9 protein-coding genes are annotated in these 12,328 nt (G+C 61.3%); 6 read left to right on the top strand and 3 right to left on the bottom strand.

The window, feature by feature from the left end; genetic code table 11:
• Positions 1-473 precede the first annotated feature (473 nt).
• On the bottom strand, positions 474-623 hold the full coding sequence (locus tag AB4Y34_RS10775; protein WP_368716002.1) for a hypothetical protein: 150 nt from the start codon (positions 621-623) through the stop codon (positions 474-476).
• A 300-nt stretch (positions 624-923) separates the two neighbouring features.
• Between AB4Y34_RS10775 and AB4Y34_RS10770 the strand changes: the two genes are divergently transcribed.
• The 5 genes from AB4Y34_RS10770 to AB4Y34_RS10750 all read left to right on the top strand — a co-directional run bounded on the left by AB4Y34_RS10770 (position 924) and on the right by AB4Y34_RS10750 (position 7,085).
• Positions 924-2,690 (top strand): tannase/feruloyl esterase family alpha/beta hydrolase, encoded by a 1,767-nt coding sequence (locus AB4Y34_RS10770; RefSeq protein WP_368716001.1) that lies wholly within the window; start codon positions 924-926, stop codon positions 2,688-2,690.
• 534 nt (positions 2,691-3,224) lie between these two features.
• Positions 3,225-4,580, top strand: coding sequence for an MFS transporter (locus AB4Y34_RS10765; protein WP_368716000.1), 1,356 nt, complete (start codon positions 3,225-3,227; stop codon positions 4,578-4,580).
• Positions 4,581-4,651: 71 nt separating this feature from the next.
• On the top strand, positions 4,652-5,677 hold the full coding sequence (locus tag AB4Y34_RS10760) for an amidohydrolase family protein (protein WP_184226896.1): 1,026 nt from the start codon (positions 4,652-4,654) through the stop codon (positions 5,675-5,677).
• A gap of 2 nt (positions 5,678-5,679) precedes the next feature.
• On the top strand, positions 5,680-6,363 hold the full coding sequence (gene ligK, locus AB4Y34_RS10755; RefSeq protein ID WP_176120638.1) for a 4-carboxy-4-hydroxy-2-oxoadipate aldolase/oxaloacetate decarboxylase: 684 nt from the start codon (positions 5,680-5,682) through the stop codon (positions 6,361-6,363).
• Between the two features lie 5 nt (positions 6,364-6,368).
• Complete coding sequence (locus tag AB4Y34_RS10750; RefSeq protein WP_368715999.1) at positions 6,369-7,085, top strand: substrate-binding domain-containing protein; 717 nt, start codon at positions 6,369-6,371, stop codon at positions 7,083-7,085.
• A 65-nt stretch (positions 7,086-7,150) separates the two neighbouring features.
• On the opposite strand, the gene AB4Y34_RS10745 is transcribed toward AB4Y34_RS10750, so the two are convergent.
• Both AB4Y34_RS10745 and AB4Y34_RS10740 read right to left on the bottom strand, forming a co-directional pair.
• Positions 7,151-8,167, bottom strand: coding sequence for an ATP-grasp fold amidoligase family protein (locus AB4Y34_RS10745; RefSeq protein WP_176379636.1), 1,017 nt, complete (start codon positions 8,165-8,167; stop codon positions 7,151-7,153).
• Between the two features lie 60 nt (positions 8,168-8,227).
• Positions 8,228-9,160 carry a helix-turn-helix domain-containing protein gene (locus AB4Y34_RS10740; protein ID WP_176379635.1) on the bottom strand — a complete coding sequence of 311 codons (933 nt, stop codon included), beginning with the start codon at positions 9,158-9,160 and terminating at the stop codon, positions 8,228-8,230.
• A gap of 881 nt (positions 9,161-10,041) precedes the next feature.
• Between AB4Y34_RS10740 and AB4Y34_RS10735 the strand changes: the two genes are divergently transcribed.
• Positions 10,042-12,291, top strand: a complete 2,250-nt coding sequence (locus AB4Y34_RS10735) for a polysaccharide biosynthesis tyrosine autokinase (protein ID WP_217910327.1) — start codon at positions 10,042-10,044, stop codon at positions 12,289-12,291.
• The last annotated feature ends 37 nt before the right edge of the window (positions 12,292-12,328 follow it).

Raw genomic sequence — 12,328 nt, 5'->3', positions numbered from 1 at the left:
ATAGTCGGCGCGATGTTGCGGAGGAAGTAGCGCAGCCGGACCGAAAAAAGCAGCTGATCGAAATGCGGGCTGTCCGACATAGCGGGGTTTACGCGAAGTCGCGAGGCGGCGCTCTGACTATCTCGTTCCGACTATGCGTGATAGCTCATTGAAAAATAAAAGCTTTGCGTTTGCGTCGCGGCAACGTGATGTTTGTTTGTCGTAAAGCAGGAGAATGGAAGGTGTAAGAAGCGCAAATGTCACGACAACGCGTCAATAAACAAAACAGAAAGCTCTTCGCGTTGATTCGCAACGCGAGTGGAAATGGCGTTGGGTTCATGCCACAACCTGGCAATAGCCGAGATTGACGTCTTGTTCTTCTCTATGAGATCACGCGCGCGGAGGCTGTCGTTGTCGTTGCAATACGCATAGAAGCAGTACTTTTCCGCTTTCCCGCGTCATCACTTCGCGGAAGTCGTTGGCGACTCATAGTGCTATTGACTACCGATTTCAATTTGTTTCTTTTCGCATCTAAAAAAATTATTGCGTGCGACCGTGGGAGATAGCGGCACACGGTCGAATCGGTTTGCGGCGCCGCCCGTCATTCCTTGTGCCATCGGTTCGAGCGCGGTGTCGAGCGTCATCGAGTTGGACGTGCGAGCGCATCGGAGAGCCGCCGATATCGCTGATCCTTGTGGTTAACCCGCGATTTCCTGTCATTCACCGTCTGGCTAACGTCGCGTCAAAACCCGGCGAGCCTGTGCGAGCGCACCGCCGCGACCAGAAGAACGAAGACGTTTCTAAAAGCCGAAGTAATAAAAGAGGAGATTTGAATCGATGAAGGTGAAGAAGACATGCGTCACGCATCGTGAATGCGTGATGCGCAACGCGAGCACATGCACGGGCCCAATAGTGGACCGTGACAACCACGCAGGAGAACAAGTATGAGAACACTGCAACCCCTGAAGTTGCTGTCGCGCATCAAGGCGCGCGGCATTTCACTGCTGACGTTCGTCGGCGTTTGCGCGACGGCCGCGATCGTCGCCGCATGCGGTGGCGGTAGCGGTGGCGGCACGCTCACGTACACGCCATTGGCAGCCGTGCAACCGGTCGTCGATTGCTCGAAGCTCGCTTCAATCGATATCACCGACATCGGCGGCGCCGGTAGTACGATTACCTCGGCGACCGTGACCAACGCAACGGTCAACGGCGCGACGGTCGCGTTCTGTACGGTGAAGGGCACGCTCGCTCCGTCGAACACCTTCGAAGTCGCTCTGCCGGTCAGCACATGGACGCAGCGCTTCGCGGAACTCGGTTGCGGCGGTCTGTGCGGCAACCTGAGCGACCCGACCCAGCAAAGCTCGTTCAGCTTCTCGTACCAGTGCCCGCTCGTGCAGCAGGGCGGCTTTGTGACGGCGGCGACCGACATGGGTCACTCGGGCCAGGATTCGAGCTGGACCACGGACCCGCAAAAGCAGGCTGACTTCGCGTATCGCGGTCAGCACATCACGACGCTCGCCGCGAAAAAACTGATCAAGGCTTACTACGGACAGACGCAGAAGTATTCGTACTTCATCGGCTGCTCGGACGGCGGCCGCGAAGCGCTGATGGCCGCGCAACGTTACCCGACCGACTACAACGGTATCGTCGCGGGCGCGCCGGCTGCGCACTTCCAGATCCAGAACTCGCTGTATCACGGCTGGAGCGTGAAGTCGCAAAGCACGACCGGCACCAGCGCCGGCAATGCGATTCTGTATGCCGACAAGGCGACGCTGCTGCACAAAGCTGTCGCGGCGGCGTGCGCCGGCGGCAGCGGCGCGGCCGATGGCCTGATCGCCGATCCGCGTACCTGCCATTTCGATCCCGCGACGATCCAGTGCGCGAGCGACGCGACGAGCACCAGCAACTGCCTGACCGCGGCTGAAGTCACGACAGCGAAGGCCATTTACAGCGGTCCGACCGATGCGACGACCGGCGAGTACATGCTGGCGGGTTCGCCGCAGTACGGTTCGGAAGCGAACTGGGTTGGCGTCGAAGTGCCGACGTCGAACTCGACGGATGCACCGGATTCCGTGACGAAGCTGTTCAGCTATTCGATCGTGACGGGCGCGTACAACCTGATCTTCACGGGCTCGCCGACGATGCCGACCATCGACACCTTCGGCTACCAGGACGTCAGCTTCTACCCGACTTATCTGAAGGCGAACCATCCGTTCATCGACGCGACGAGCCCGGACCTGTCCGCGTTCAATGCTGCCGGCGGCAAGCTGATCCTGTGGCACGGCTGGGCGGATCAGCACATCTCGCCGCTGTTCACGATCCAGTACTACGAGGCGATGCAGAACACGATGGGCACGTCGAGCGTCGATCAGTTCGCGCGGCTATATCTGGTGCCGGGCGTCGGCCACTGCGGTGGCGGCGAAGGCAACCCGAATATCGACCTCGTGTCGAAGATCACCAACTGGGTCGAAGAATCCAGGGTGCCGACTTCAGTGATGACGTATCGGACCGATTCGTCGAACAACGTAACGGCCTCGCGTCCGGTCTATCCGTACCCGGCGGTCGCGAAGTACACCGGTTCGGGCGACTGGCACGACGGCGCGAACTACACGCAAGGCGCACCGCTCTACACGGCAGCCTCGCGTACGTGGGCGGGTTCGAGCTTCTACACGCCTTATACGCCGGCGACGCGCGGTGTCGCGGCGCCCTGAACCGGGTCTCGCGCAGCGCTAACTGAGTACGAGCCGGTCCGCGACGCCGGCTCATCCCGAAGCTGCATGGCTGTGACACGGTCATCCGCTTTTTCTTTTGAGCCCCTTTTTCGTGGGGAAAATCCGCTGCCAGCGCGGCGCATTCACGTCGATCGCAAAAGCGGGGCGTCTCGCTGCCGTTCTATGCGAGTTCGTTCCCGCGTCATCTGTTTTGTTTATCAGTTGGTGTACCAACTGGCGTTCGGCAAGGCCGCTTCGAAGGGCGGTGGGCCTAGGTCGAACGCCGCTCCAGCGCCGCTTTGCTCGAATCGGACAGACTTCGACGATGCTATGCGGAACGCTGAAAATGCGGATACTCGCTTCGACCATATGGTTAACCCGCGCTTTGGCCCGCGAAGGACGAAACGTACCGTCACGCCAGTTGTTTGAGTAGGGCGTGTAGGGGCCCCATCGCCACGATGGTTACGACGCACTTTGCGAAGCAACCCACGTCGAGCGCGCGATGAGGCCATTGAAGGAGACAGGAGAGTTTTGATGAGTACTACCAGCGGTAACAGAATTGATATCAAGAAGTTCATCGATGAACGGCCGATCTCGCCCTACCAGTGGCTGCTGGTAGTGCTGTGTTTTCTGATCGTGACCGCCGATGGCATGGACGTCGCGATCATGGGTTTCGTCGCACCGTCCATCATCCATGATTGGGGTATTTCGCGTCCCGAATTCGGTCTCGTGATGAGCGCGGCGCCGATCGGTCTCGTGATTGGCGCATTGTTCGCGGGTCCGGCATCGGACCGCATCGGCCGCAAGTGGGTGCTGATTACGTCGGTGTTTCTGTTCGGCGTGTTTACGATCGCGACTGCGTTCACGCAATCGCCGTTTTCGATGGCGGCACTGCGTCTGTTGAGCGGTGTCGGCCTCGGCGCGGCGATGCCGAACTCGACGACGCTGCTGTCCGAGTACGCACCGCAACGCAAGCGCGCGCTGCTGATCACCGTGATGTTCACGGGCTTCAATCTCGGCTCGGCATTGATCGGCTTCGCGGCCGGCTGGCTGATTCCGGTTCACGGCTGGCGCTCGGTGCTGATTTTCGGCGGCGCGCTGCCGCTCGTGCTGATCCCGTTCCAGATCTGGCTGCTGCCCGAGTCGGCCCGTCTGCTCGCGGTGCGCGGCGCGCCTGCGCCGCGTATCGGCAAGGTGCTCGGCCGGGTGTGCGGCGTGCATTTCGCCGGCAATGAAGTGTTCGTGTCGAACGAACCGCCGCTGCCGACGCGCAAGCCAATCGGCGTGCTGTTCTCGCAAGGCTATGGCTCGATGACGATCGCGCTGTGGGTCACGTATTTCATGGGCCTGCTCGTGATCTATCTGCTGACCGGCTGGCTGCCGACGCTGATGAAGGATGCGGGTCTTTCGGTCACCACCGCGGCCAACATCACGGCGATGTTCCAGATCGGCGGCACGATCGGCGCGGTGCTGGTCGGCTGGGTCATGGACAAGGCGCGTCCGGCGCCGGTCATCAGCGCCGCGTATATCGGCGGCGCAGTGTGCGTGCTCGGGCTCGGCTACATCGGCGCGATGTCGTCGTCGCTCGCATTGCTGGTGTTTGCCGCGGGCTTCTGCATGAGCGGCGCGCAAACCGGTCTGAACGCATTTGCGCCCGGCCGCTACCCGACCGTTGCGCGTGCGACCGGTGTGAGCTGGATGCTCGGCATGGGCCGCTTCGGCAGCATCTTCGGCTCGGCGATCGGCGGCGCGCTGCTCGGCTTCGGCTGGCAGTTCGGCGCGATCCTCGCCATGCTTGCGATCCCCGCTACGCTCGCCGCGATCGCCATCCTGGTGAGCCAGCGCGCGGGCGGCACCGGTACGGCGGCGCAGCCGAATACCGCGCATTGACGCACGCAGGTACGTGGCGCGCGTGCGGTTCGCGCGCGCCGCTGGTTAAATTCATCTACTGAGGAATCACGGTGATCATCGACATTCACGGCCACTACACCACCGCGCCCAAAGCGTTGGAGGCGTGGCGTAACCGCCAGATCGCAGGCATCAAGAGTCCGTCCGAGATGCCGGCGGTGTCGGAATTGCAGATCAGCGACGACGAGCTGCGCGAGTCGATCGAAAACAACCAGTTGAAACTGATGCGCGAGCGTGGCCTCGATCTGACGATCTTCAGTCCGCGTGCGAGCTTCATGGCGCATCACATCGGTGACTTCGAAGTCTCCAGCACGTGGACCGCGATCTGCAATGAACTGTGCTATCGCGTGAGCCAGCTGTTTCCCGCGAACTTCGTGCCGGCCGCGATGCTGCCGCAAAGTCCGGGTGTCGATCCGGCCACCTGTATTCCTGAACTCGTCAAATGCGTCGAGCAGTACGGCAATGTCGCGATCAACCTGAATCCCGATCCGTCGGGCGGCCACTGGACCAGCCCGCCGCTGTCGGACCGCTCGTGGTACCCGATCTACGAGAAGATGGTCGAGTACGACATTCCCGCGATGATTCACGTGAGCACGAGCTGCAATGCGTGCTTCCACACCACCGGTTCGCACTACCTGAACGCGGATACCACCGCGTTCATGCAATGCCTGACCTCGGACCTGTTCCGCGATTTCCCGACGCTGCGGTTCGTGATTCCGCACGGCGGCGGCGCGGTGCCGTATCACTGGGGGCGTTTCCGCGGCCTCGCGCAGGAAATGAAGAAGCCGTTGCTGAAGGACCATCTGTTGAACAACGTGTTTTTCGACACCTGTGTCTATCATCAGCCGGGTATCGATCTGCTCACGCGCGTGATTCCCGTGGACAACATCCTGTTCGCGAGCGAGATGATCGGCGCGGTGCGCGGCATCGATCCGGAAACCGGCCACTATTTCGATGACACGAAGCGCTACGTTGAAGCCGCGGATATGAACCCGGAGCAGCGCTACAAGATCTACGAAGGCAACGCGCGGCGCGTCTATCCGCGTCTCGATGCCTTGCTGAAAACGAAGGGGCTGTAATCATGTATGAAATCGGAGTCGTGTATCGCAACATCCAGCGCGCGGATGCGGACGTGGCCGCGAAACTCGGCGCGCTCGGTTCGGCCACCGTGCATGAAGCCATGGGCCGCACGGGCTTGCTCCAGCCGTATATGCGTCCGATCTATACCGGTGCGCGCGCGAGCGGCACGGCCGTCACGGTGCTGCTGCAACCGGGCGACAACTGGATGCTGCACGTCGCGGCCGAACAGATCCGGCCGGGCGACGTCGTCGTCGCGGGTGTCACCGCGGAGAGCACCGACGGCTACTTCGGCGATCTGCTCGCAACCAGCTTCCAGGCGCGCGGCGCGCATGCGCTGATCATCGACGCCGGTGTGCGCGACGTAGGCGTGCTGACCGAAATGAACTTCCCGGTCTGGAGCAAGGCGATTTCCGCGAAGGGCACGGTCAAGGCGACGCTCGGCTCGGTGAACATTCCGGTCGTGTGTGCGGGCGCACTGGTCACGCCGGGCGACGTCGTCGTTGCCGATGACGACGGCGTGGTCGTGGTGCCGGCGGCCGCCGCGCAAGCGGTGCTCGACAAGGCCGCGGCGCGCGAGGCGAACGAAGCCGAGAAGCGCGCGAAACTCGCCTCCGGTGTGCTGGGTCTCGATATGTACAACATGCGCGGGCCGCTCGAGCAGGCCGGACTGCGTTACAAGGACTGACAGGCGTGGTCGCAGAGATCAACGGTCAAGCCGTGCGCGCGCCGATCACCGGTATTTCGTCGATGGCCACGCGCCAGGTGCTCGCCGAACTCGCCGCGTCGTACGAGCGGCGCACCGGGCAGGGCGTCACGATCGAATCGGTCGGCGGTGTCGATGCGGCGCGCCGGGTCGAGGATGACGAAGTCTTCGATATCGTCGTGCTCGCAGCAGACGCGATCGAGCGGCTCGTGGTGACGGGTTGCGTTGAAGCGGCGAGCCGCGTCGGGCTCGCGCGCTCGGGCATCGCGGTCGCGGTCGCGGCCGGAGCGACACACCCGGACATCGCGACCGAAGCGGCGCTGCGCGACGCGATTCTCGGTGCGCGCAGCATCGGTTACTCGACGGGGCCGAGCGGCACGCATCTGCTGAAGCTGTTCGAACGCTGGGGCATTGCCGGGCAGATCGCTTCGCGTATCGTGAAGGCGCCGCCGGGTGTGCCGGTCGGCACGCTCGTCGCGCGCGGAGAAGTCGCGCTCGGCTTTCAGCAGATGAGCGAATTGATTCACGTACCCGGTATCGACGTGCTCGGCGAGCTTCCTGCCGCCATCCAGTCCACCACGACTTTCACCGCCGCGATCTGCACGGCGGCGCGCCACCGCGAAGCGGCGCAGGCGTTGCTGGCGTTTCTGGTCTCGCGCGAGGCCGACGGCGCAAAGCTGCAAAACGGCATGTCGCCGGCTTGATGGGGGAGCGGCGCTCGCCGCCCCGGCTCGATGGTGGAATCCAAACGCCGCGAATGAAAGCGGATTCAAGCCATCAGCTTGCCCCACTCGTAATCGATACTGTCCGGCGTGAAGGGCAGCACCCCTGCACCGGGCGTAAATGTCAGTTCGCCGAAATAAACGCGCTCGTCCGGCGCGTACAGGTCCACTCGCACATAGTCGAAGTCTTCGCACAGACGGACCGCGATATCGAGCACGGCATCCAGATTCGGCGGGCGCGGACCTGGTGCCGCACTGCGCTTGTAGTCGCCGATTGCGATATCGAGGTGATTCCAGTCGACGTCGTAAACGTCGCCGTGCGTCGCGGTGCCGAACCGGTCGGAGATCACGAGGATATAGATGATCGGCCCCCCAGGCCGACCGCCGAAGCAGTGCATCTTGAGATCCGCCGGAATCTGGCCGCGCTGATCGAGCAGCAGCTTCTCGAAGAAGACGCGAGGCTCGATCGACCGATAGTGCCGCTCGCGCCCAACGTAATAGAATTCGGTGCGCAGCCACTGGTCGGCAAGCTTCTTCAGCTTGTCGAACGAGGTCTCCGATTTGTTTCTCACCACTTCGACGAAGCTGCTGCCGTGATTGGCTTTCATTACGAAAGCATCGGGCAGCGCGTCGAACACTTCGGGCGTGAATACATCGGGCGCTGCGATCAGCGGTATCAAATGCTTGTCACCGATCTTCCGGGCAATATAGTCCCGCACCAGCAGCTTGTCGGTCAGCTCGATATAGCGAGGATCAGGGTGAAGATTGCGCTGCAGGATCTTCTCATTGAACGTCACTGGACGAATCAGATTCGGATAACGGCCAGTGCATTTGTGATGTAACAGGCTTAGGAAAAGGGCATCCGGCAATAAGGTCTTCGCCGCTTCCTTGATCTTTCTCACGGTAGATGGCGCTTGCCCTTGCGCGAAATGCGCACCTGCGCGCAGGCCCGGCATCTCGCAGCGCGCAGCCACGGCACTGTCAACGGATTGTAGGGAGGCCATGTTTTCCGGCGCGACGGCCGCGTCCTCCGCGGCCAGTTCGGCGGTTTTGATGATCGTCATGTTCTTATCCCTTTTGCGGTCGAGCCGACGAGTCGTGCTCGGAGTAACAGGGAATTGAAATCAAAGCGTCAGCGGCGCTTGCCGCAACATCTCGGTCGCGGCACTCCAGCTTTCCTCCGGTGTCAGCCAGCGTTCTTCCGCGTCCACATGCTGTTGCGCGCGGAATTGCGTCGGCGACATGCCATAGCGCTCCTTGAATAGCCGCCCGAGCCGATTACCGTCGCCCATTCCGCAGCGACGCGCGATCTTATCGACCGGCAAATCGGTGTTCTTCAGCATCGAGCGAACGATCTCGAAGCGTGTGCGCAGCAGATATTCGAGTGGCGTCATGCCGAACTCGCATTTGAAACGGCGCTGAAAGTTGCGCTTGCTCATCGCCACCGACTCGGCCGCCTGGGCAACCGAAATAGCCTTGCTGTAGTTCTCCTTGATCCAGCGCGCCGATTCGCGAATCTTCTCGGTCGTCGTCGTGATGTTGACGTCGTCGAGCTCCGAACGTCTATTCTCGGCGTAGCCGGTCTGCAGGATGCGGCCGATTTTGCGGGCCGTGTCGGTATTGATGTCGCGTTCGATCTGCGCGAGCGCGAGATCGGTCGGCGTCACATTGCTTTGCGTGCGCGCGGCATCACCGCTGTCGTCGAACAAAAAAATCGGCACGATCGATTGCAGCGGATCGTTGCAGACGACCGCGAGATTCGCACCCTGTTGCATGCCGAAAGATGCGATCGATCCTTGCAGTGAGATCCACGACAGAAACCGATCGTTGGATTCCGCCACTTCGCTGACGTCGCGGCAGGCCACGAAGAACGCGTGGAAATCCGCGAGGCAATAGCGTTCGAGGCCTTGCGTCCAGATCGATATGCCGGAAGAACTGGTCACCAGACCACCGCCATCGGATACCACGGTAAACCGGTATGGCGCCTCTTCGCCAGCCGTTCTCTTGAACTCATTGGCAAGCCGGAACGCGTCGCCGATCGCGCCGGTACTTGCCATCGAACAATCCTGAAAGACGAATAGACCAATGTGCTTCATCACGCCAGCTTCTCCAGACAGGAAAATCTACGCATTGAGATTAGCGCATCGAATTCTGTCAGACGAGCTTGGCCGGCATGCGCGGGTGTTTTGGCGTAATCGTCAGGATTCGAGAAATTATTACCTCACTATTCGCTAAATTGCGTGCTACTAATTAACGTTGGGCGGAATTTTTTTCCAGCACGATTAGCGCGATTTTTGCAGGCGAGAAGCCAGGGCATCGGCGGAATGCGCCGAGCAGCGTGGATTCGGCACGATTTGCGGGATATCAACGGCATTCTTTGCACACCAACCGCCCATTTGGCGTTCTGTCGCGATGTTCGGCGGCTATCGTATAACTCTGTTACAGCAATTGCAGATCGCAACAAGGCTTTCCGGCTTCTGTTTCATTTGTAAAAGGCTCCGCATTATCGGCCAATAGCACCTTACTTTGGGCCGCCGGCGAATGCCCCGATCCTTTGCGGACTATGCTTCACCGCAACATCGAGAGAGAAATTGTCAATCGCGGATTACGTGAATGGCGGGCACCGCATTCGCTGATTCGTGAGAAGAACAATCGGCAATGCCGCGGTGGATAAGCAATAGGTGTGTAGCCTTCCGTGGTTCGAGAGGTCCCGAACACGGCTCCCCGACCTAACCCGACACAGCACGTCGCTTCGCCGTGCTGCCAGCCAATCCAGGGTCCATCCGGCCGGCGGCATAAATAGCGACGTGGCGACGCAAAGCGATCGCCAATCGCTTTGTTTCATCAACCTGCAAGGATCAGACCGGTGGATTACTATCCGCAAAACTCGCTCTATCCCGCTGTTGATACCGAGCGCAGACAACTCAGTGCCAGCGGGATGCTTACGCTAATGCGTGACCACATCTGGGAGATCGTGGTGACGACGGTCGTCGTCCTCACGCTCGCGGTCGCGTATCTTCTGATTGCCACCCCCATCTATTCCGCTGACGTAATCGTTCGTGTGGACCCGCCCGAGCCGAATGCGCTCGGACTTGCGTTGCAGAACCAGGAACTGTTGCCGCCTCCGACGCCGTCGTCGGTAACGGAAATGGCGGTGATGGAAAGCCGGTCGGTTTTGCAGCCGGTGATCGACCAGTTCCGTTTCGACATTTCGGTAAAGCCGCACAAGCTTCCGGTGCTCGGCGACATCGCCGAAAAATTTGCTACACCGGGACAGCCTTCGGCGCCGTGGCTCGGCCTGAAATCGTATGCATGGGGCGGTGAGCGCGTGCAGATCGCGGCGCTCGACGTGCCGCGCGAACTCGAGGAAGAGAAGCTGACCTTGACCGCGCTCGACAATGGCGGCTTCGAATTGCACGGCCCGTCCGGCGAATTGCTGGCGAGTGGCACGGTCGGCATGCCGGTCAAGCAGAACGGCGTGTCGATGCTCGTGAAGGAACTCGCTGCACGGCCCGGCACGAAATTCGAAGTGATCCGCTGGAATGAGCTCGATGCGATCAAGCGCTTCGAGAGTCTGATCAAGATCGGCGACAAGGTGAAAGACTCGGGGTTGCTGCAAATCCAGTACCGCGACAAGAGTCCGGACAAAGCCGCTGCCGTCGCCAATGCATTGGGACAGCAATACCTCGCCTCCGCGGTGGCGAGCCGACAATCGAACGACACGCAGACGCTCGCGTTCATTAACGGCGAACTCCCGCGTCTACTCGCCGATCTGCGAAAAGCCGAGGAAGCGCTGAAGAGCTTCCGCTCGAACTCGCAATCGATGCAGCCGACCAACGAGGCGCAAGCCTATTTGCAGGGCGGCCTCGATCTCGACAAGCAGATCGCGACGTTGCAATTGCAGCGCACGCAAATGCTCGAGCGCTATACGCCGCAAAGCCGCTGGGTGCAGAACATCGACGAGCAACTGGCGCAATTGAAAGAAGCGAAAGCGAAATTCTCCGACCATTTCAACGGCATGCCGGCGTCGGAGCGCGAGAGCGTCGATCTGATCCGCGCGCAGAAGGTGGCCGAAACGGTGTATCTCGGCATGGTCCAGAAGGCTGAGCAATTGCAGGTGCGCCGCGCCAGCACGACGGGCGGTGCGCATATTCTCGATCCGGCGATGAGACCGCATATGCCGGTCATGCCGCAGCCGATTCTCGTGCTCGGCGGCGGATTGGTGCTCGGTCTCGTGTCCGGCGTCGTGTTGGTCTTCATGCGCCGCCACGTGATGATCGGCGTGACTGACCCGCGCTACGTCGAGCGCCAGATGAGCGTGCCGGTGTTTGGCGAGATTCTGTTCAGCCATCAGCAAGTGCTGCTCGATCGCGATGCGACCGCAGGCCGAAAATCTCTGCCGCCAGCGACCGGGCGTGCCCATCCGCCGCTGCAGAAGAGTCTGCACGAGATTCAGCTCGATAAGGGCATTCCGAACAGGATTCTCGCCGCGCGCTTTCCACACGACGCGTCGGTCGAAGCGCTGCGCAGCGTACGGACCGCCGTCACGCGCGATCTCGCGCACGCACGCAACAACATCGTCATGGTCATCGGCCCCACACCGTCCGCCGGCAAGAGCTTCGTCGCCGCGAATCTGGCGATCCTGCACGCGGAAGTCGGTCAGCGTGTGGTGCTGATCGATGCCGATATGCGGCGCGGCCATCTCGCCTCGCTGTTCAACGAGAGCAATCGTGGAGGCCTATCCGAAGTGCTGTCCGAACGCTTGCCGTTGCGTAATGCGTTGCGCTCAACCCGCATCGACGGATTGACGTTCCTGTCGTGCGGCGTGCGCCCGGAGAATCCCGCCGCGCTGCTGATGAAGCCGCGCCTGAAGGATGTTCTTGAGCGGCTGTCGAGCCAGTTCGATCTGGTGATCATCGATACGCCGCCTTTCCTCGCGGTTACCGACGCCTCGATCGTCGCGAACGAGGCGGGCGCATCCCTGCTCGTGCTGCGCTCTGGTATGCAGAGCGAGGAGGAGATCGCCGACACGATCAGAAAGGTGGAACGCGCGGAAGGGCGCATCGCGGGCGCGGTGTTCAACGGCATACCGCTGCGTCGAAGCACGAAGAATTACGGCTACGAAACGAACTATGCCAGCGATTTCGGCGAAAACGACGCCGGGCAGCAAGCGCCGCGAGGCGCCTGAGCGTGTGGGGACCTCAACGCGGTAACGCGCGTTCGCG

Source organism: Paraburkholderia sp. BR10954 (assembly GCF_040965775.1).
GTDB classification, from domain to species: Bacteria; Pseudomonadota; Gammaproteobacteria; order Burkholderiales; family Burkholderiaceae; genus Paraburkholderia; species Paraburkholderia youngii.
The sequence above is the reverse complement of the archived record's forward strand: the minus strand, read 5'-3'. Positions and strand labels throughout refer to the sequence as shown.